This window comes from [Micrococcus luteus] ATCC 49442 (genome assembly GCF_010367585.1).
Taxonomy (GTDB): domain Bacteria; phylum Actinomycetota; class Actinomycetes; order Actinomycetales; family Micrococcaceae; genus Arthrobacter; species Arthrobacter luteus_A.
In genome coordinates, this window is the sequence record NZ_JAAAXP010000001.1 from 318143 (window position 1) to 338947 (window position 20805).

Genomic DNA, 20805 nt, shown 5'->3' on the forward strand with positions numbered 1-20805 from the left:
GGCAGCCGATAGCGTAGGAATATGCGGTTATTGCACACCTCGGACTGGCACTTGGGCCGGTCGTTCCACGGCGTCGGAATGCTGGACGCCCAACGGGCATTTGTTGATCAGCTTGTCAGTACCGTCTCTTCGGAGGCGATTGACGTTGTCCTGATCGCCGGTGATGTGTACGATCGCGCCCTGCCGGGTGTGGACGTCGTGCGCCTGCTGGATGACGCGCTGGTCCGGCTGACAGCGGCGGGCGCCCGGGTTGTGCTGACCAGCGGCAACCACGACTCCGCCATCCGGCTGGGTTTCGCCTCCCGCCTGCTGGAGCGTGGCGGAGTGCACCTTCGGACCAGGCTGGCGGACCTGGACCAGCCCCTGGTCCTGCCCCTGGAGCCCGGCGCGGCCGCTGGCCCGGGGGCGGGCGGGAGCAAGGACAACGCCGCCGTCCTGGCCATCTACGGAATCCCGTGGCTGGAGCCACGCCTCGTCGCGGAACAGCTGGGCGCAGAGCCTGCGAGCCACTTCGCCGTCACCCGGGCCGCAACAGACCGCATCCGGGCGGATCTCGCACAGCGCAGCGCGGGGGGAACCGTGCATTCCGTTGTGCTCGCCCATACATTCGCCAGCGGCGGGATCAGCTCCGACAGCGAACGGGACCTCAGCATCGGGGGAGTCGGCGCCGTTCCGCTGGACCTGTTTCATGGCTTCAGCTACACCGCACTGGGCCACCTGCACGGCCGGCAGACCCTGTCACCGCAGGTCAGGTATTCAGGCTCGCCCCTGGCCTACTCGTTCTCCGAGGCCAGGCACACCAAGGGAAGCTGGCTGATTGATGTCGGCCCGGAGGGTGTCACCAACGTCTCGGAACTGTCGTGGGACGCTCCCCGGAAGCTGGCGGTGCTCCGCGGCGAAATCACCGAACTCCTGGAGTCCGGCGACCACGCCTGGGCCGAGGACGCCTTGTGCCAGATCACGCTGACTGATGCGCAGCGGCCGCAGCAGGCCATGGAACGGCTGCGGGTGCGCTTTCCGGACACGCTGGTCCTCGGGTTTGATCCGCAGGGCGGGTCCGCCAGATCGACCACCAGCTACAGCACGCGGCTTGCCGAAGCCCAGGACGACCTTTCGGTCTGCTGCGGTTTCCTGGAGCATGTCCGGGGACGGGATGCGGATGATGCCGAGCGGCTGGCCCTCGCCGCTGCGCTGGATAATGTGCGTCTCCGGGAGGCATCGCTGTGAGAATCCACCGCCTGACCATGTCAGCGTTCGGACCGTTCGCCGGCACTGAAGAGGTGGACTTCGACAGGCTGAGCGCCCACGGCCTTTTCCTCCTGAACGGACCCACAGGAGCCGGCAAAACCAGCGTGCTGGATGCCGTCTGCTTCGCGTTGTACGGATCGGTGCCAGGTGCGCGCCAGGAAGGCAAGCGCCTCCGCAGCGACCATGCTGAGCCTGCGCTTGAACCGTCTGTGACCTGCGAGTTTTCCGCCCAGGGACGCCACTTCGAGGTCACCCGGTCCCCGGCCTGGGACAAGCCCAGCGCCCGCGGCAAGTACGGCTTCACCACCCAGCAGGCGAAGACCCTCCTGCGGGAACGCGTTGGCGGGGCGTGGACGGACAGGTCCGGCCGAAACGACGAGGCCGGCGCTGAAATTACTGCCCTGCTGGGCATGGACCGCGAACAGTTCACCCGGGTGGTCATGTTGCCCCAGGGGGACTTCGCGGCCTTCCTAAGGTCAAAGGCCTCCGACCGCCTGGAACTGCTGCAGAAACTTTTCGGCACGCAGCGGTTCGAGGCGCTGGAACAGGAACTGTCCGCCCGCGCCCTGGCCGCCCGGAACGATGTTGCCAAGCTCAACGCGGAGCTTGAACTGCTGGCCGCACGGGCGGAAGCCGAGGCCTCGGCACTGGCGATCGATGATGCTGCCGCGGCCGGCCCTGGCTCTAGCGGCGGCTTAGGCACTGGCGCGGGTCATGACGCGGACGCTGCAGGAGGGGCAGGCAACGCCTGGGACGAACCCGGCGCCCGGCTTGGCTGGCTCCAGGCGGCCGTAGCCCGGCGTGCGGCCGAACTCGCAGCAGCAGCGGAGACCGCGGTGTCGGTGAGCAAACACGCATCAGCCACGCTGGAGAGCGAAACGTCGAGGCGGGAACGGCAGCGGAGGCTGGCCGCCGCGCAGGCCCGGAAGGAAGCCGCTGCGGCGTCGCTTCCGGCCCTTGAGGTGCTGACTTCGCGGCTGGACCAGCACCGTCGCGCCGAGGTGCTCACCGGCCAACTGCAGGCTGTGCAGTCGAGCGAAAGGCAGGTCCGGAACGCGGCAGGCGAGATGGAATCGGCCATCACGCTCCTGCGGATGGCCGCGGGCGAAGACGCCGAACTCGAACATCTGGATCTTTCCGCTTTGGATGCGGCACAGGGGACAGCCGCGGGACCGGGTGCGGACTCGCTTGGGCTCTTGGGCACGGACGGGTTTCCGGACACGGACGGTGGCAATGGCATGCCCGGAACAGGCACCGGCGTGGCCGCCGACGGGAATGCAGACGCCGTCGTCGCCCTTGACGTCACAGGTGAACTCAGCCGCATCCGGTCACTGCTGGCGGTCGTTGAAGCCAGGCTGCCGGACGAGGAGCGACTCCAGGCACTGGCCGCGAGGCGCACTTCGCTCGCGGCCCGGCAGCAGGAGCTGACCCAATCCGGCAGGGAGCTCGTCGAGCGGCTAGCGGACCTTCGGGCCCGGCAGGCGGACCTGACGGCCGAACTGAAGCCCCTGGAAGTGCTGGCCTCGGCGGCCGTCCTGCACGCGAAGGAAGCCGCAGCCGCAGAGGAACTCCTGGACGTTGTCCGCCGGTACGGGACGGCAGTCACGGCACAGAAGCAGGCCATACAGCGGCACTCGGCATCCCGGGAGATCCAGCTCGAGGCGAAGGCCCGCTGGCTGGACGTGCGTGAGGAGAGGCTTGCCAACGCTGCCGCCGAGCTCGCGGCCCACCTGGCTGAGGGGGACGCCTGCCCGGTCTGCGGCAGCGAAGACCACCCGGCCCCCGCGGAGGCGGCGGCGTCCGTGCTTGGGCTCAGCCAGGCTGAAGAGATTGCCCAACATGCTTATGAGGAAGCCGAGGCGAAACTGGCAGCAATCACCGCCGAGCTGGGCGAGGCCAGCCAGTTGGTGGCTGTCCTGGCCGGCCAGGGCGGTGACACGCCCGAGGACGAGGCCGTCCAGGCCGTGGCAGCCGCCCGCCACGCTGCCGGCCAGTCCCGGCTCGCCGTGAAGAACCTTGAGGACCTCCGGAAGAGGATCGAAGCCGCAGAAGTCCGGATCGAGGCCGCGGAAGCGGACAGGAGCGCCGCGGCGGACGAACTCGCGCGGGTTTCGGCGGCGTCGGCCGAGGTCGGGGACACCCTGGCATCCCTGGACCAGGCGCTGTCCGGCCTGCGTGGAAGTCACCGCAGCCTCACACGCCGGCTGCGGTCGCTGCGGGAGGCCGCGGCCACGCTGGAGAAGGCCGTAGCAGCCCGGGACCTGCTGGACAAAGCCAAAGCCCGGGCGGAGGAAGCACGTCTTCAGCTAGAGCGCGCCTTACCCGAGGCCGGCTTCAGTAGTGCCGGAGAAGCCCGGGCCCAGCTGCTGGCGGCGGCTGAGGCAGCTGCCCTGCACGCCGAGGTCCGGGCCGGCCACGACGAACAGGCCCGGATTGCCGAGCTCTTCGCATCGGAGGAACTGCAGCTGGCTGTAAAGGAAGCGGCTGAGGATCCGGCAGGTGACGGGGACCTCCTGGCGGAGCTTCAGGAAGCAGCCGCGAAGGCAGGGCAGGAAGCGCGTGACGCCGACCTCGCCGCCGGCATGGCCGCACGCTGTGCTGAATCGTTGACCACAATCCGCCGCGACTATGAACAGCTCGCCGGATCAGGACAAGGGCCCAGGGAGCACGCCCGGCTGCTCACTGCCCTGGCAGACACTGCTGCGGGCCGCGGCGACAACACGTACCGGATGAGCCTGAACAGCTACGTCCTTGCCGCGCGGCTGGAACAGGTGGCGTTGGCGGCCTCGGAGCGGCTGGTTGCCATGAGCGACGGCCGCTACCTGTTGCAGCACTCCGACGCCAAGGCCGCCCGCGGCGCGAAATCCGGGCTGGGCCTTGAAGTGGTGGACCAGTGGACCGGTCATCGCAGGGATACATCCACCCTCTCCGGCGGGGAATCCTTTATGGCCTCGCTCTCACTAGCGCTGGGGCTGGCGGACGTGGTCCAGCAGGAATCCGGCGGAATCCAGATTGACACGCTCTTTGTGGACGAGGGCTTCGGCAGCCTGGACGAGCAGTCCCTGGAACAGGTCATGGATGCGCTGGAAGGCCTCCGCGATGGCGGACGTGTGGTGGGCCTCGTCAGCCACGTGGGGGAGATGAAGCAGCGCATCGGCACCCAGCTCCAGGTCCTGAAGGGTCGCAACGGTTCCACCCTGCGCATTTCCGACGCCGCCGAGGTTCTGGTCTGATCCGGCTATAATTAGACAGTTACCGGGTCAGCGCGCATCGGGAGGAGGGACGATGCGCATGAATGAACGAGCCCGGAACTTTGAACCCTTCACCCCTTTCTTCGCCTTCCGCTGAGCCGGAAGTCTCCGCCCGCCCCACTGAGACCGACGTGCCGGTCCGCCCGGCTGTCTCTGCCGCCCCGCCGTCTCCACCGCGCGGCCGCTTTGCCAGGCTGCCGCATCTCGCCGGCCGCAGCTTCATTCCGATCGGGCTGTTCGCCCGGCTGCCGCTGGCCATGCTCACGGTCGGCGCCCTGACCCTGGTGACGTCGTCCACTGGCTCCTATGCCTTGGGTGGCACCGCCGCCGGGGCCGTCGGAATCGGCTCAGCCATCGGTGCGCCGGTTATCGGAGCCCTTGCTGACCGGCACGGGCAACGGCCCGTTCTTTTGGTGGCCGCAGTGCTCAACGCCCTGGCCGTCCTGGCCCTGATCGGTACGGCGTGGGCTGTGCCGGAAGACGGATCCTTCCCGGCGGCCCTGATCCTGTCAGCCTTCCTCGCGGGCGGAAGCTGCCCCCAGGTCGGCCCGCTTGCCCGTGTCCGCTGGATGGCCCTGACCGCGCGGGGCAAAGGCAAGGACGCTGACCGGGATCTTGATACTGCGTTGTCCTACGAAGGCACGGCTGACGAACTCACCTTTGTCCTGGGCCCGGCACTTGTGGGCATCCTCGCCAGCCTGGTGGCCCCCTGGCTACCGCTCGCCGTGGCGGTGGTCATGACCATTACCCTGGTGCCTGCCTTCGCTGTGCACCCCACGCACAAGGCGGTACCCGTAAGGCTGATCCCGGGAGCGAATTCCGCCCCAGCCCATGCCGCCGGAACCAGCGCCAGGTCATCCGGCGCAGCCCGGATTCCCGCTGCGGTTTCCCTGCCTGTGCTGGCCATGGTGGCCATGGGCACCTTCTTCGGGTCCACCCAGACGGCCCTGAGTTCATTCTCCGCGAGCTTCGCAACGTCCGAAATCGCGGGACTTCTGTATGCGGTACTGGGAGTGAGTTCCGCCGCTGCCGCCCTGTCAGTTGCATATTGGCCGCGGAGCTTTAAGCCTGCCGCCCGCTGGCTGGTTAGCGCGGCACTGATGGCGGGGCTGGCGCCGTTACTGCTGGCGCCGGACTCCCTCGGCGGGATGGTCGGTGTGCTGCTGCTCCTCGGACTGCCGGTGGGTCCGGTGATGGTCACCGTATTTGCCATTGGTGGCATTGTTGCGCCCGCGGAGAGGCTTGGCACGGTGATGACTGCCCTGGCCAGCGGGATCGTGGCGGGCACGGCACTGGGAGCTTCCGTGGCCGGCCAGTTGGCGCAGCACGCCGGCTACCATGCTGCCTTTGCCGTCCCCGTGGCTGCTGCCGGTGCGCTGTTTGTGCTCGGCGTGGCCGCTGCTGCCGTGCTCCGGAAACACACAACGTAGAGCCAGGAACTCACAGGCAAAAAGGGGAAGGCTAGGGAGTCAACTGGCTGATGGCGTCCTCGTCGGACAGTTGCTCGAAGTGCCGGTAGAAGCTGCCCACGGCGCGGAACTTGCCAGGCAGGTGCAGGCACAGCACGGCGTCGCAGACCTCGGACACGGCGGTGTAGGCTTCCACCGATCCCACCGGGGCGGCGGCCACCACAGTGCCCGCACCGGCCGACCGGACTGCCTCCACAGCGGCCCGCATGGTGGCGCCGGTGGCGAGGCCGTCGTCCACCAGTATGACGGTCTTGCCCTTTAAATCATGGTGGATGCCGGGGTAGGTCTCTGCCCGGCGGAGCAGTTCGGCCCGCTCGCGGTGTTCCACTTCGTCCAGCCACTCCTGGCGTACGCCGTGCTCCATGACCCGGGTCATCAGCGGACGGTTCAGCAGCCGCACTACCCGTCCACCGGACCAGGCCAGCGCGCCGTAGGCTGTTTCGTCGTGGCCCGGAATCCCGAGTTCCCTGACCAGGACGGCGCCGAGGGGCAGGTACAGGGCTTTGGCAGCTGCCGCCGCAACGGGAATCCCGCCACGGGCCAGGCCCAGCACGATCGCATCCGGGCGTTCCCGGAACTGCGTGAGTACCGCCGCCAGCTTCTCACCGGCATCGGTGCGGTCTTCAAAACGCGTGCTCATGGGTCCCTCTCCGGCATCTCGCCCCCGCCATCCAGCCTACCGCCGCCCGGTGAATTGGCGGGATACTCCAGCGACGCCGCGGCTGGTGACCGGCGGGCGCAGGTCAGGGTGGCCCTGGTCAGACGCCGAGGAAGGAGATGGCGCCCTGCTTGAAGGCCCTGCTGGTGATGGCGTTGGTGTGGCTCCGCCCGGGCAGCACCAGCTGTTCCGCCATGGACCCGGCGCGGGCCGCGAGATCGGCAAGCCGTGGCATGGTGCCTGCGCGTTCATCCTTATCTCCGGCCACCAGGAGCATGGGCATGTGCGGCACTGCTTCTGCCGGATCAAAGGGCTCGGCCTTGATGGCTTCAATCAGGGACAACAGCGCGAAAATGTTGTTGCTTGGCAGGAGCATGGCCATCTTCAACAGCCCGGCTGTGGACTGGTCAGCAATGGGAGTACCGTCGGCGAGGTAGCGCTGCGCTGCGATGAGGTCGAATTCCGCCAGGGGGTCAGCGATGTTAGGGCCGCCGAGGACCATCCGGTGGACCAGCTCGGGCTGGGTGGCGCCGAACTCCCAGGCGAGGCGGGAGCCCAACGAATAACCCACCACGTCAACCCCGCTGGCAGGGTCACCGTCCACCACAGGCCGCACGCCGGCGTCGAACGTTATCTGCAGCAGATCCGCACGGATCCGGCTCGGGGTGTAGGAATCGAGGTCCTCCGGGGCGCCGCTGCGGCCGTGGCCGGGCAGGTCAACGGTAATGACGCGCCGGCCTGCTTCCAGGAGGGCCGCCAGCCAGCCGGTATCCTCCCAGTTCAGCTTGCTGGAGGAGGAGAAGCCGTGGATCAGCAGGACGGGCCGGAGTCCCGCGTCAGTGGCCGGATCATGCACCTCCACATACAGCTGGGGGTCGGTGCCCTCAACAGTGTGTGAATGCATCTCGCCGGTGTGCCTGCCGCTCATAGTGTCAGTCCTCGTCAAGTACGGCGCTCAGGCGGGCCCGGCGCGTCAGTGCGTCATCCTTCGGGACCACTTTACCTGCCTGCGGACCGGGCGCCTCAACTGCGGATTTACGGGTTTCGTTCCCTGCATCTGAGTCGCAGTTGATGCAGTTATGAGAGCTCAAAACGACATCAACTGTTACCTACCTGGGGTTGCGCCGGCGGGCGGCAAACCGTGCGCCGGCCCAGCAGGCAGCGGCAAGGACTGCAACCAGGGCGAAGGTGGAAAGCAGCTGGATGCGGCTGCTTTCGGCACTGAAGCCGACGGCGAAGATCAGGGCCAGCAGCACCAGGCCGAAGATGGTCAGGCCCGGGAAGCCGTTCATCCGGAGCGGCAGGGCAGTCCCGTCCCGGTCCGCCCGGCGGCGGAGAATCAGCTGGGACACCAGGGCCGTGCCCCAGACCACCAGGCAGGTGGAGCCCACCAGTTGGAACAGGGCCGGCAGGATCCGGTCCGGGAACAGCAGTTCAAGCACGGTGGCGAAGAAGCCGAATGCCACCGAGATGCCCACCGCAATCATGGGTACGCTGGCACCGCTCAGGCGTGAGAGGAAGCGGGGTGCCTCGCCGCGTTCCGCGAGGGAGTAGGCCATGCGGGACGCTCCGTAGAGGTTCGCATTGAGGGCCGAGAGAAGCGCGACGACGGCGACTAACGTGATTGCCGTGCCGGCGCCCGGGATCCGGGCTGCGTCGAGCACACCCGCGAAAGGCGAGGCAAGACCTTCGGAGCTGACCGGCAGGACGGCTGCGATGACGAAGACTGAGCCGATGTAGAAGATCAGGATGCGCCACAGTACGGTCCGCACGGCCCGGCCCACGCTGTGTTCCGGATCCTCGGTCTCGGCGGCGGCAACGGCCACGATTTCGGTCCCGCCGAAGGCGAAGATCACCACGAACAGCGCCGTAGCGATGCCGCCTAGTCCCGCCGGAGCGAAATCTGAGGTGATGTTGGCCAGTCCCGGCGAGGCAACATCAGGAAGGAAGCCAAGCAGCAGCGCGGCGCCGACGCCCAGGAACAGGACAATGGCGAGGACCTTGAGGATGGCGAACCAGAACTCGAACTCGCCGAAGTTCCTCACTCCGGTCAGGTTGATGCCGGTGAACACCACCATAAAGATCAGAGCAAGCGCCCAGACGGGGATCACCGGCCACACGGTAAACAGGAGGCCTGCGGCTCCGAGGGCCTCGGCGGCAATGACCACCACCAGCTGGAGCCACCACAGCCAGCCCACGGTGGCGCCTGCCGTTTTGCCCAGTGCCCGCTCGGCGTACACGGAGAAAGCGCCGCTGGTGGGATTGGCCGCGGCCATCTCGCCCAGGGCCCACATCACCAGGATGATAAGCGTTCCGGCCACCAGGTAGGACACCAGGACGGCCGGTCCGGCCGCCTGCACACCCGCTCCCGACCCCAGGAACAGGCCGGCGCCGATCGCGCTGCCCAGGCCCATCATGGTGAGCTGCCGGGGTTTCATGGTGTGGCCGAGATGGGCTTCCGGACGCACTGCCGTGGACTTCGCTGTCATGCCTGTGAACCTTCTTGGGTAGGGGGCGCCCCTCGAAAGGGACCATTTGAATTTACCCCTTGGGCCAGGGGTCCTGCGCACGAAACATTTTGTATCGGACGAAAGTGGCCGTAGAATCAGTTCTGGTCAATATGACTATAACTAAGGGTTGGCGTGGCGCAGTGGCCGCGATGCAGCGGGAAGCGGGTGAGTGGCCTTGTACAGCAGTTCAGCGAACGTTTCCGAACGCGCCGTGGCAGCGCCGACGCTCGCCATCTCCACAGTCATCTTCGCCCTGCGCCCGAGTGAATCCTCGGGCCGCCCCACCCTCTGGATCCCGCTGGTTCGCAGAATCCGTGAGCCGTTCAAGGACCTCTGGGCACTCCCGGGCGGCCCGCTGACGCACAACGAATCGCTGCAGGACGCGGCGTCGCGGAACCTCCGGGAAACCACCGGGCTGGCTCCCAGCTACGTGGAGCAGCTCTACGCTTTTGGCGGCCTGCACCGCTCGCCTACCCAGCGGGTGGTGTCGATCGTCTACTGGGCCCTGGTCCAGCCCACCGAGGCCGCCTTGGCCGACGAATCGGAAAACGTGAAGTGGTTCCGGGCGGACAAGGTGGGCGGGCTGGCTTTCGACCACAACGCCATTGTGGACTACGCGCTCTGGAGGCTGCGGAACAAGCTGGCCTACGGTTCGGTGGCCTACCACTTTCTGGGGGAGTACTTCACGCTCGCCCAGGTCCGGGAAGTCTACGAAGCCGTCCTGGACACCCGGCTGGACCCGGCAAACTTCCGCCGCCAGCTCAAATCCACACCGGAAATCGAAGAAACCGGCGAATACCTCCAGGGCGGCAAACACCGCCCGCCGCGTCTTTACCGCTTCACCGGCCGCCCCGGCCTTGACCCAGATAACAGGAGCACACCATGAGCAGCGTCAACACAGCCATCCAGCTGATCACGCGCGAACAGGCCGAAGGCGCGGCACGGCGCGCGGCCGCAGGCGAAACAGCCGGCACCTGCAGCCCTGCCCTGGCCAAGGGCCCGTGGGAGTACGACCTTGCCGAAGAGCTCGCAGGCGCCCCCGCCTACGGCCCCGGCGCCTCCAGCGCCGACGTAGCACCGGCGGCCACCCCGCGCCAGGGCCAGCTGCCTGAGGAATACAAGGCCGCCAGCGATGCTGAGCTGGACCTGCGCATCCGCGCTGCCAAGGAAAAGCTGGGCGACCGGGCCGTGGTCCTGGGCCACTTCTACCAGCGCGACGAAGTCATCCAGTACGCGGACTTCGTGGGCGACTCCTTCCAGCTGGCCAACGCCGCCCTCACCCGGCCCGACGCCGAGGCCATCATCTTCTGCGGTGTGCATTTCATGGCCGAGACAGCGGACATCCTCTCGACGCCGGAGCAGGCCGTTATCCTGCCCAACCTCGCCGCCGGCTGCTCCATGGCGGACATGGCTGACGAGGACTCCGTGGAGGAATGCTGGGAACAGCTCGAGGAGATCTTCGGCACCGAGGCCGACGCCGAGGGGCGGGTACCGGTCATTCCGGTCACCTACATGAACTCCTCGGCAGCCCTGAAGGCTTTCTGCGGCCGCAACGGCGGCATCGTCTGCACCTCCTCCAACGCCAAGCTGGTGCTGGAGTGGGCGTTCGAGCGGGGCCAGCGTGTCCTGTTCTTCCCCGACCAGCACCTGGGCCGCAACACCGCCAAAGCCATGGGCGTGCCGCTGGAGCAGATGCCCATGTGGAACCCGCGCAAGGAACTCGGCGGCAACGACGGGCAGGCACTGCTCGATTCCCGCGTCATCCTCTGGCACGGCTTCTGCTCGGTCCACAAGCGCTTCAACGTCGGCCAGATCGAGAAGGCCCGCGCCGATTTCCCCGGCGTCAACGTGATTGTGCATCCCGAATGCCCCATGGAGGTGGTGGACGCAGCCGATTCGGCCGGTTCCACCGACTTCATCAAGAAGGCAATCGCCGCGGCCACCGAACCAACCACCTTTGCAATCGGCACCGAGATCAACATGGTCAACCGGCTCGCCGCCGAATACCCGCAGCACACCATCTTCTGCCTGGACCCCGTCATCTGCCCGTGCTCCACGATGTACCGGATCCACCCCGGCTACCTTGCCTGGGTCCTGGAAGAGCTGGTGGAGGGACGGGTCGTCAACCGCATCACGGTGGACGACTCAGTCCAGGACAACGCCAAGATTGCCCTCGAGCGTATGCTCGCCGCCCGCCCCCTGTAATCCCGTTGTAACCCCGGAACGGAAACGAGCCTGCCATGACAGCAGAGAGCACAGCCCCCCGGCCGCGTCCCCGGCGGCTGATCGTCGTCGGGAGCGGAATAGCGGGCCTGTACGCCGCGCTGCTCGCCGCCGACGCCGGTGCGGAGGTGGTGATGCTGACGAAGGGCGCGCTCGCGGACAGCAACACCTACTACGCACAGGGCGGCATCTCCGCGGTGCTGGACGAGCCGGCGCCCGGGGATACCGTGGCCTCGCATATCGCAGACACGCTCAAGGCCGGAGCCGGGCACTGCAACGAGGAAGCCGTCCGCGTCCTCTGTACCGAGGCCCGCTTCGACATTGCCGGGCTGCAGCGCTTCGGCGTGCAATTTGATTTGGACGACGACGGCGATCCCGCCCTGGGTCTCGAAGCTGCCCACTCCGCGCCGCGGATCCTGCACGCCGGCGGAGACGCCACGGGCGCCCGCGTGGCCGGGGCGCTCATCCGCGCCGTTCTCGATGCCCGGGCGGCCGGGAAAATCCAGGTCATCGGGCAGGCCCAGGTGACGTCCCTGCTGCAGGGCGGAGGCCGCGTGACGGGCGTAAACTTCCTCCACGACGGACGTGAACTGGGCGTCCACGGCGACGCCGTCCTCCTCGCCACCGGAGGAGCAGGACAGCTGTTCGGCCAGACCACCAACCCCGCCGTTGCCACCTCCGACGGCCTGGCCCTCGCCTGGCGCGCCGGCGCCGCCGTGGCCGACCTCGAGTTCTTCCAGTTCCATCCCACCTGCATGGTCCGGCCGGTCCAGGCCCGCGAAGCCGAAGCCGGCAACCACGGGGCTGAGCCCCTGCTGATCTCCGAAGCCGTCCGCGGCGAAGGCGCAATCCTTGTGGACGCCCACGGCGAACGGTTCATGCCCGCCTACCACCCCGACGCCGAACTCGCCCCCCGGGATGTGGTCTCCCGCAGCATCGCCCTGCACCTCGCCGCGCTCGGCGACCCCAACGGCCACGTGTTCCTTGACGCACGCGTGATCGAGGCCGGCCGGGGCGAGGGCTTCCTTGCCCGGAGGTTTCCCACCCTCAGCGCCCGCACCCGCGAGGCAGGCATCGACTGGACCCGCGAACCCGTCCCCGTGGCTCCTGCCGCGCACTACTGGATGGGCGGGGTCGTCACCGACCTTCACGGCAGGACCTCGGTTCCCGGGCTGCTGGCTGCGGGAGAGGTTGCCTGCACCGGGGTCCAGGGCGCTAACCGGCTGGCCAGCAACTCGCTTCTCGAAGGACTCGTCTTCGGGCGCCGGGCGGTTGAAGCGTTCCTGTCTCCGGACCGAGGCGCCGCGCACCCCACGGGGCCGCTGCGGGTGGACACCGAAAATACTCCGCCCGCGCCCGTTTCCTGGCTGTTTGAAACTGTTCCGGCACCTGGGCCTCGGGAGATGTCGTTTGCTGCTCCCGGGGGGTTTTCGCGGGATGCTCTTCGGCGGTTGATGACGTCCCATGCCGGGGTGATCCGGGATGGGGTGTTGTTGCGGGAGGCCGGTGCGTTGCTGGGGGTTTGGGCTGCTGATGTTGTTCCCTTGCAGGCGCCGGACTCATTGGATGTGCGCGAGCATGAGGATGCCAATCTTTTGCTGGCGGCCCAGCTGCTGGTGCACGCCGCGCGGGAGCGGCGGGAGTCCCTTGGCGCGCATTACCGCAGCGACAGCAGGCCACCGGCCGCCGCCGTCGAACCTTTTGACCAGCGTTACACCATGAGCCGGAAAGCGAGCCTCGTCCAATGACCAGCCTGACCCTCCCTGCAGCACCCGTCCGGGAGATCCTGGAACGTGCGTTTGCCGAGGACGCGCCCAGCGGCGACATCACCTCCCAGCTGCTGATCCCGGCCGACGCCCGTGCCACTGCGGTGCTCAACGCCCGGGTGCCCGGCGTGCTCAGCGGGGGAACTGTGTTCCGCGACGCCATGAAGCTGGTGGACCCGGACACGGAGGTCGAGCTGCTGCTCGCCGACGGTGAAGCGTTCGACGCCGGCACGCACCTCGCGCGCGTCACCGGCAGCGCCCGCTCGGTGCTGCTTGCTGAACGCGTCGGGCTCAACCTGGTCCAGCGCATGAGCGCCATCGCCACCAAAACGGCCGAGTTCGTGGAACTCGTCGGCGGGACGAAGGCCCGCATCACCGATACCCGCAAGACAACCCCCGGCCTGCGGGTCCTGGAGCGGTACGCCGTCCGCTGCGGCGGGGGAGCGAACCACCGCTACAGCCTGTCCGATGCCGTGCTGGCGAAGGACAACCACCTCGCCGTGATGACCGGGGGAGACCCCGCCAAACTCACCGCCCTGCTGGCCGCGGCGAAGGCCCAGCTGGGGCACACCACGCACTTCGAGGTGGAAGTGGACAGCACCGATCAGATCGAACCTGTGCTTGCGGCCGGGGTGGACACCATCATGCTCGACAACTTCACCATCGATGAGCTGCGCGCCGGCGTGAAGCAGGTTGACGGCCGGGCCATCGTGGAAGCCAGTGGCAACGTGAACCTGGGTACCGTCGCCGAGATTGCCGCCGCCGGTGTGGATGTCATCTCCATCGGCGGGCTCACGCACACCGTGGCGGCACTGGACCTGGGCCTGGACGTCGAGCTGAACCTCTGATGGGCGTGCCATGATCTTCCTCGACGCCGCCGCCACCACGCCCGTCCGCCGCGAAGTCCTCGAGGCCATGTGGCCTTACCTGAGCGGCGAATTCGGCAACCCGTCCAGCCACCACTCCCTGGGCGAGGCCGCTGCCTCCGCGCTCGCAGACGCCCGGGCAACTGTTGCGAAGGTGCTCGGCTGCCGTCCCGGTGAAGTGACTTTCACCTCTGGCGGCACGGAGGCGGACAACCTGGCCCTCAAGGGCATCGCCCTGGCCCGGCAGGCTGCGGACCCGGCACTCAACCGGGTGGTGATCAGCGCCGTCGAACATCCCGCGGTGGAGGAGTCGGCACACTACCTGGCACGGTTCCACGGCTTCAGCGTGGACGTGGTTCCGGTGGACAGCACCGGGCTGGTGACACCCCGGGCGCTCGCGGCCGTCCTCCGGCCGGAGACGGCACTGGTCAGCATCATGTACGCCAACAATGAAGTGGGCACCGTCCAGCCGGTCGCGGAGCTGGCGGAACTGGCCCGGGCCCACGGGGTGCCCTTCCATACCGATGCCGTGCAGGCCGCAGGGTGGCTGCCTGTGGACGTCAAGGCGCTCGGCGTGGACGCCCTCAGCATGTCCGGCCACAAACTGGGAGCTCCCAAAGGCTGCGGCGTGCTGTACGTCCGGGGCCGGACGCGTATCGAACCGCTGCTCCACGGCGGCGGCCAGGAGCGGGGCAAGCGGTCCGGGACCGAGAATGTGGCCGGGGCGGTGGGCCTGGCCACCGCACTGGCTTTGGCGCACACCGCTCAACTGCAGACGGCGGACCATGTGACGGCCCTGCGCGACGGTTTTATCCGGGACGTCCTCCACGCCGTTCCCGGCGCTGTCCTCACCGGCCACCCGACCGAGCGGCTGCCGTCCGTGGCGTCGTTCTGCTTTCCCGGCACCAGCGGGGAATCGGTCCTCCTCGAGCTGGAGCGGCAGGGCGTGGTGTGCTCAAGCGGGTCGGCATGTGCCGCCGGATCCGATGCGCCCTCGCCGGTCCTGACCGCACTGGGCTTTGAGGCGGAAGTGGCCCAGACGGCGGTGCGGTTTAGTTTTACGTCATCGGTGACCAGGGAGGAACTGGCGGCGGCCGCCGAAGCCGTGGGCACCGCCGTCGGAAGCGTCCGGACCCTCGGCCGCACCTGACGCCCGGGCCAGCCCAACTAAGTAGCCCTATCTGTCGTTTTGGGCCCTCAAAACGACAGATCGCGCTACTTACTTGGGAGCGGGAGCTCAGATGTGGCGGGCGCGGCGGAAAATCCAGTGCCGAAGCAATGTGAACCGCACGGCCGTGGCAACAAACCCGGAGAGCGTGGTGGTCAGGAGTTCGTCGGCCACGGTGGCTTGCGGATGGAGCCAGTGCAGGATCCCGAGGCTGCTGCCGGTAATGAGTAGCGCAATGACGATCACGATCAGACCGTTCAGGTGATCCTGTGTCCGCTTCCGGTTGGACGTGATCTTGAACGTCAGCCGGCGGTTCAGTGCGGTGTTCATAACCGAGGTGACGATCAGCGCGGCTGCGTTGGCGAGCTGCGGGTCAATCCATTGGCGGAGCAACACGTACAGAGCCAGCGAGGATGCCGTGCAGATGATGCCCACGCCGGTGAAGCGGATCAGCTGGCGCACCACCGGAAACCTGAAGATGCCGGGGTAGTGACGGGTGGCCGGCGCGCCACGGGCGGGCTGCTGCGCCAGCCGGGCGGCGGGCGCAGCAGGGGTCTCCATGGATCCAGCCTGACAGATCAGGCCGGGGTTTCCTCCCACGACGCGGCCTTGACCGGGTTGCTGAGTTCCCCGATGCCCTGGACGCGGCACACCACGGTGTCGCCGGGGTGGATACGTGCGCACTCTGCCGGGAAGCCGGTGAGCACCAGATCGCCCGCGTGAAGCGTCATGAATGAGCTGAGATAGACCAGGATTTCATCGACCTTCCAGCCCAGGTCCGCACTGCTGGCCGGCTTCAGTTCGGTGCCGTTGTGGACGATGCCGATGGACAGGTCTGCGTCGTCGAGTCCGGTGACAATCCACGGGCCAACGGGGGTGAAGGTGTCCTGGCTCTTGGCGCTGATCCACAGTTCGTCCGATTTCTGCAGGTCACGCGCGGAGACGTCATTGCCGATGGTGAATCCCAGGACGGCGCTCCGGGCCGTCTCCAATGTCAGGCCCCGGACTGTGTGCCCGACGACGACAGTCAGTTCAGCTTCCGGGTCCACGTATCCCACGGTGGAGCTCAGTTCGATGGCGTCGCCCGGTCCGATCACGCTCGAGGCGGCTTTGTGGAACGCCTGCGGGGGAAGGTCGCGGCCGGGGAGGCCGGTGTTGTGTGCCATGCCCAGGACGTTGACCGGAACAGACGGGGCCAGGAAAACGAAGGAGTCCTGGCCCACCACGTCGCCGGTCTCCCAGCCGGGCCGGGCCGGGCTGGTGGCGTTCGCCCTGGATCCGGCGAACGGGGAGTCAACGACTGTCCAATACCGGCCGGCCTCGGAGCCGAAGTCCGGCGAACCGTTGGCGACGAAGAAATGCTCATCTGAAGCCGCTGCCGGGATCGGGCGGACACGGGCAATACGGCGGGGAGCGCTGGGAGTCATGAAGACATCCTACGTCCTGCCGTGCTGAGGGGCCGGCTGTGTGACGGGAACGCCGGTCAGTACAGCTCGCCCACCGGAATCTCGACGGCCAGGCGGTTCGAGGGTCCGGGAAGCGGACAGGCCCAGGCTTCGTTGTAAGCACAGGACGGGTTGTAGGCAAAGTTGAAGTCCAGGACGAACTCGGCGCCGGGCCCGGAGCCCTGGACTCCATGGAAAGCACCCTTGATGGTGTCCAGCAGGTACCGGCCGGCGCCGTAGGTTCCACCGGGCTGACCTGCGGTGGCGTCCCGGAAGGGAACGAAAATTCCGCCGCCGTAGCCATGCAGCTTCCACACACCGAGCTGACCCAGTTCAGGAAGGTCGAACGTGCCCAGCCGGACAAAATGCACCACGCCGTCGGTGGCTGTTTCCACGCTCATTTCGCGGCCGGCACCCTCAAGGGTGAGTGGCACGTAAAACCGGTAAATGGGGTCGTAGTCGGCAGTCTTCAGGCCGGAGAACTGTGCCTTGTCCTGCGGTGTGAGGGCGGACGCCGGATGGGTTGCGAACATGCGGTCGCGCTCATGCCGCCAATGGGAGTGGGCTTCCTCGGGGCTTTCCGCGGCAATCTTCCGGACTGTGTCGTAGAGGGCAAACGTCCGCAGCCGCCAGTCAGCAATATCGAGGGCGGAGATGTCCGCCAGGCTTCCTTGGTCCACGCCATGCTGATCTACCGACATAGCCCCAAGCCTAGTCCCAAGTCGAGCGGGAAAGTCCGGCAGCGACACGCGGCACCGCCCCGGCGCACGGCTGACCGCCACTAGGCTGGCTGCATGACGTTCAGAATGACATCGTGGGGACTGCGGACCGCGGGACTTCTGATGGCCGGCGTCCTCGCCGCGGGGTGCAGCGCGCCGGGCGGCGGCGGCCCGGCGTGGACGGCGCAGCCTGGCACGGCCTCCGCCCCCGGTCCCTCCGCCCCCGGCGAGTCGGCTTCCGGCGGTGCTGCGCCGGCCTCGGAACCTGCCCCGACGCCGGGAACATCAGGCGCCGCGAGTCCCGGCCCGGCCGCCACTGCCTCAGCCTGGAAAACCTTCACCGATCCCGCCCGGACGGTCAGTTTTGACCTGCCCGAGGAATGGATTGCCCAGTCTGTCACCCCCGAGGAGGGCACACTGGCTGGTGCCTTGAAGATCGAGGTGAAAAAGCAGGACGGCACCTACATGGCTGCCCTGCGGACGGGACTGCCGCCGTCGGACTCTTCCTGCCCGGACGCGGGCAGGAAGCCCTACACCGTCATCAGCAGCGTGCCGGTGGAACTTCCGGGGTTGGCCCGAGAAGGTACCATCGCACCGCACGTGGTGTTCCGCGTGATCCAGGGGTACCGGTACTTCGGCTCGTACGGCATCACCAACATTGTGGGCGGAGCGGACGGGCAGGTCTGCGAGCTGCGCAACGTGGTCCGCGGTCCCGCCGGGAAAGGCGACTATTCTTTCGGGGACGTCAGTGTCCTGAAGGCTTTTGCCCCTGATGAAAAAGTGGCCCCGGCCAAGCCGTTTGACACCTTGGGCCAGGCCGCAGAGTACGTTGATGAGAGCTCGGACTTCGCGAACGTGCAGCGGATGCTAATGTCTCTGGAGATCAAAAACTAGTCCCGCCTCCGGCTCCATCAATGCCGGGACAGAGCGGGACGTTCTGCCGCTGCCTCACACCCCGGAGATACATGGAACGCACCGTTGCCGCACGCATGGTCTTTAAGACCGTGGCTGATACAAAAGCAGCCCTGGCGATCGCCGTGGCCAAAAATTCCGGCTTCACCTCGTTTGAAGAATCCTTGACCGTTACGGCGGAAGGGGACACCGTTCCGGTACGCGAACTTGCAGACCATCACGGCGGCCGCCTCCACTACATGGAGTTCGCCGGGCCCACCGAAGTGACTGTTGAGTACTCTGCGACAGTGGCCGGTAAGGCCCTGCCTGAAGAGGTAACCCTGGCGGACCTCATCCGTTACGTCCGGCCCAGCCGCTACGCGGAATCCGACAGGCTCCTGCCCACCGCCTACGCCGAATTCGGCGGACTTCACGGTGTGGAACTGCTTCAGGCCGTGCGGAGCTGGGTCTATGGCGAGTTGAGGTACATCAGCGGTTCCTCCCGTGGCACGGACGGCGCTGTGGAGACGCTACTGCACCGCCGCGGTGTGTGCCGGGACTTCGCCCACCTCGCTATCGCCCTGCTGCGTTCCAAGGACATCCCGGCGCGGCTCAGCGCGGTCTATGCGCCCGGGCTGACGCCCATGGATTTCCACGCTGTAGCCGAGGCGTATGTCGACGGCGCCTGGCACATCATCGACCCCACAGGCCTGGCCCCGCGGGAGTCGATGCTGCGGATCACCGCCGGGCGGGACTCCTCCGACACGGCGTTCCTGTCCACCGTGGGCGGACGCCTGACCCTGAACGAGCTTCGCGTCACCGCTGTGGTCAACGGAACGTTGCCGATGGAGGACCCCTCCGCACTGGTAGTGCTGGGCTAACTGCAAAAGCGGCCCGGCACTACCCGCGGAGGCTACTTGCCGGTCCTCGTCCCGACCGAATGCCGCAGCTTCTCTGTCAGCCGCTGAAGTTCCTTTTGCTCGGCGGCTGTCAGGGCGGGCCCCACCAGGCTGGAGATGTCCCGTACGTGCTCGCGGCCAATCTCCTTCTGGAGGGCGGCGCCCTCATCAGTCAGTTTCAGCAATACCCCGCGGCCGTCGTCCGGGGCGGGCTGCCGGACCACGAGTCCGCGCTTTTCCAGCCGCTCCACCAGCCTGCTCAGGCTCGACTGGCTCAGCAGGACGTGGTCATTGAGTTCGTTGAGCCGCAGCCAGCCGGACGGGCACCGGGAGAGCGTGAACAGGACGTCGTACTCGTTGATGGCCACGTTCTTGAATGCCTTGCCTGCCTGGAGCTTGCGCATGACCGCAACCTGCGCCCGGAAAAGGGACTCCCAGGTCTCCGCCGCCAGCCGGCTCGGCGATTCCTTCCCTTCGGCAGCCATCATGCCTCCGAGGATGCTTTTTCGTTGGCCTGCGTTGCCATGAGGGCAGCCACCCGGCCGGCGTGCGTTGGGGGCTCCGGCACGTGGGCCGGCTTCTTGGCGGCGTACTCCTTGCGCAGAACCGGGAGAACTTCCTCGCCGAAGAGGTCCAGCTGCTCCAGGACGGTTTTCAGCGGCAGCCCTGCATGGTCGATCAGGAACAGCTGGCGCTGGTAGTCGCCGAAGTACTCACGGAACGTCAGGGTCTTCTCGATGACTTCCTGCGGGCTTCCCACGGTGAGCGGAGTCTGGGAGGTGAAGTCCTCCATCGACGGTCCGTGCCCGTAAACGGGCGCATTGTCGAAGTAGGGGCGGAATTCCTTGACCGCGTCCTGGGAGTTCTTGCGCATGAAGAACTGGCCGCCGAGGCCCACGATGGCCTGGTCCGCCGTGCCGTGGCCGTAGTGCTCGTAGCGCTCACGGTAGAGACCGATCAGCTGCTGGTAATGCTCCTTGGGCCAAAAGATGTTGTTCGCGAAGAAGCCGTCGCCGTAATAAGCGGCCACTTCGGCGATCTGCGGCGTGCGGATGGAGCCGTGCCACACAAAGGGGGCCACGCCGTCGAGCGGGCGCGGGGTGGAGGTGAAGTTCTGCAGCGGCGTGCGGAACTTGCCGGACCAGTTGACCGTGTCCTCGTCCCAAAGCCGGCGCAGCAGGCTGTAGTTCTCGATGGCCAGTTCAACGCCGTCCTGGATGTTCTTGCCGAACCAGGGGTAGACAGGGGCCGTGTTGCCGCGGCCCAGGACCAGGTCAACGCGGCCGTCAGCCAGGTGCTGGAGCATGGCGAAGTCTTCGGCGATCTTGACCGGATCGTTGGTGGTGATGAGCGTGGTGGCCGTGGACAGCGTGATCCGCTCGGTCTGCGCGGCGATGTAGGCAAGGGTGGTGGTGGGGGAGGAGGAGAAGAAGGGGCGGTTGTGGTGCTCGCCGATGGCGTAGACATCCATGCCGATTTCTTCGACCTTCCTGGCGATCGCCACGGACGCCTTGATGCGCTCGTTCTCCGTGGGCGTCCGGCCGGTGGTGGGGTCAGTGGTGATGTCACTGACGCTGAATACGCCGATCTGCATGGTGTGCCTTCCGTTCCTGGACTTCTCTTGGCTTACGTCCACTATACCCGATCTTCATGCGTTTGCATGTATCGATGCGTACAACGCCCCACGGTAGG

At 67.2% G+C, this 20805-nt stretch carries 18 protein-coding genes; 10 read left to right on the forward strand and 8 right to left on the reverse strand.

The window, feature by feature from the left end:
• Positions 1-21: 21 nt before the first annotated feature.
• The 3 genes from GUV69_RS01470 (at position 22) to GUV69_RS01480 (ending at position 5929) form a co-directional block, all read left to right on the forward strand.
• Entirely contained in the window at positions 22-1227 is a 1206-nt protein-coding gene (locus GUV69_RS01470) for an exonuclease SbcCD subunit D (RefSeq protein ID WP_164199086.1), read from the forward strand.
• Positions 1224-4481, forward strand: a complete 3258-nt coding sequence (locus GUV69_RS01475) for an AAA family ATPase (protein WP_164199088.1) — start codon at positions 1224-1226, stop codon at positions 4479-4481. The genes GUV69_RS01470 and GUV69_RS01475 overlap by 4 nt, the downstream gene beginning before the upstream one ends.
• A gap of 80 nt (positions 4482-4561) precedes the next feature.
• Complete coding sequence (locus tag GUV69_RS01480; RefSeq protein WP_244292585.1) at positions 4562-5929, forward strand: MFS transporter; 1368 nt, start codon at positions 4562-4564, stop codon at positions 5927-5929.
• Positions 5930-5960: 31 nt separating this feature from the next.
• On the opposite strand, the gene GUV69_RS01485 is transcribed toward GUV69_RS01480, so the two are convergent.
• The 3 genes from GUV69_RS01485 to GUV69_RS01495 form a co-directional block, all read right to left on the reverse strand.
• Entirely contained in the window at positions 5961-6608 is a 648-nt protein-coding gene (locus GUV69_RS01485; protein ID WP_164199091.1) for a phosphoribosyltransferase, read from the reverse strand.
• Between the two features lie 118 nt (positions 6609-6726).
• A complete protein-coding gene (locus GUV69_RS01490; RefSeq protein WP_164199093.1) occupies positions 6727-7554 on the reverse strand; it encodes an alpha/beta fold hydrolase in 828 nt (275 codons plus the stop codon).
• Between the two features lie 181 nt (positions 7555-7735).
• Positions 7736-9115, reverse strand: coding sequence for an amino acid permease (locus tag GUV69_RS01495; RefSeq protein ID WP_164199095.1), 1380 nt, complete (start codon positions 9113-9115; stop codon positions 7736-7738).
• A gap of 196 nt (positions 9116-9311) precedes the next feature.
• On the opposite strand from GUV69_RS01495, the gene GUV69_RS01500 reads away from it, so the two are divergent.
• The 5 genes from GUV69_RS01500 to GUV69_RS01520 are packed head-to-tail and all read left to right on the forward strand — an operon-like array spanning position 9312 to position 15141.
• Positions 9312-10022 (forward strand): NUDIX hydrolase, encoded by a 711-nt coding sequence (locus GUV69_RS01500; RefSeq protein ID WP_208786690.1) that lies wholly within the window; start codon positions 9312-9314, stop codon positions 10020-10022.
• On the forward strand, positions 10019-11341 hold the full coding sequence (gene nadA, locus GUV69_RS01505) for a quinolinate synthase NadA (RefSeq protein ID WP_164199099.1): 1323 nt from the start codon (positions 10019-10021) through the stop codon (positions 11339-11341). The genes GUV69_RS01500 and nadA overlap by 4 nt, the downstream gene beginning before the upstream one ends.
• A 35-nt stretch (positions 11342-11376) precedes the next feature.
• Positions 11377-13107, forward strand: coding sequence for an L-aspartate oxidase (gene nadB, locus GUV69_RS01510; RefSeq protein WP_164199101.1), 1731 nt, complete (start codon positions 11377-11379; stop codon positions 13105-13107).
• A complete protein-coding gene (gene nadC, locus GUV69_RS01515) occupies positions 13104-13973 on the forward strand; it encodes a carboxylating nicotinate-nucleotide diphosphorylase (protein WP_164199103.1) in 870 nt (289 codons plus the stop codon). Before nadB ends, nadC begins: the two co-directional genes overlap by 4 nt.
• Positions 13974-13983: 10 nt before the next feature.
• The gene (locus GUV69_RS01520; protein WP_164199105.1) at positions 13984-15141 is read left to right on the forward strand and encodes a cysteine desulfurase family protein; all 1158 of its coding nucleotides are present in this window, start codon (positions 13984-13986) and stop codon (positions 15139-15141) included.
• A gap of 87 nt (positions 15142-15228) precedes the next feature.
• On the opposite strand, the gene GUV69_RS01525 is transcribed toward GUV69_RS01520, so the two are convergent.
• From GUV69_RS01525 to GUV69_RS01535, 3 genes are read right to left on the reverse strand one after another with little or no spacing between them, the layout of a single operon-like run.
• Positions 15229-15720 (reverse strand): GtrA family protein, encoded by a 492-nt coding sequence (locus GUV69_RS01525; RefSeq protein WP_164199107.1) that lies wholly within the window; start codon positions 15718-15720, stop codon positions 15229-15231.
• Between the two features lie 17 nt (positions 15721-15737).
• Complete coding sequence (locus GUV69_RS01530) at positions 15738-16586, reverse strand: fumarylacetoacetate hydrolase family protein (RefSeq protein WP_164199109.1); 849 nt, start codon at positions 16584-16586, stop codon at positions 15738-15740.
• 56 nt (positions 16587-16642) lie between these two features.
• Positions 16643-17305 (reverse strand): DUF1684 domain-containing protein, encoded by a 663-nt coding sequence (locus GUV69_RS01535; protein WP_164199111.1) that lies wholly within the window; start codon positions 17303-17305, stop codon positions 16643-16645.
• A 93-nt stretch (positions 17306-17398) separates the two neighbouring features.
• Here GUV69_RS01535 and GUV69_RS01540 point away from each other — a divergent pair, with 93 nt between their 5' ends.
• Positions 17399-18217, forward strand: coding sequence for a hypothetical protein (locus GUV69_RS01540; protein WP_244292586.1), 819 nt, complete (start codon positions 17399-17401; stop codon positions 18215-18217).
• Positions 18218-18288: 71 nt separating this feature from the next.
• Positions 18289-19095, forward strand: coding sequence for a transglutaminase-like domain-containing protein (locus tag GUV69_RS01545; RefSeq protein WP_164199113.1), 807 nt, complete (start codon positions 18289-18291; stop codon positions 19093-19095).
• 32 nt (positions 19096-19127) lie between these two features.
• Here the strand turns inward: GUV69_RS01545 and GUV69_RS01550 are convergent, their stop codons facing one another.
• Together GUV69_RS01550 and GUV69_RS01555 are read right to left on the reverse strand one after the other, a co-directional pair.
• Positions 19128-19598 (reverse strand): MarR family winged helix-turn-helix transcriptional regulator, encoded by a 471-nt coding sequence (locus GUV69_RS01550; protein ID WP_164206111.1) that lies wholly within the window; start codon positions 19596-19598, stop codon positions 19128-19130.
• The gene (locus tag GUV69_RS01555) at positions 19598-20707 is read right to left on the reverse strand and encodes an LLM class flavin-dependent oxidoreductase (RefSeq protein WP_164199115.1); all 1110 of its coding nucleotides are present in this window, start codon (positions 20705-20707) and stop codon (positions 19598-19600) included. The genes GUV69_RS01550 and GUV69_RS01555 overlap by 1 nt, the downstream gene beginning before the upstream one ends.
• Positions 20708-20805 lie beyond the last annotated feature (98 nt).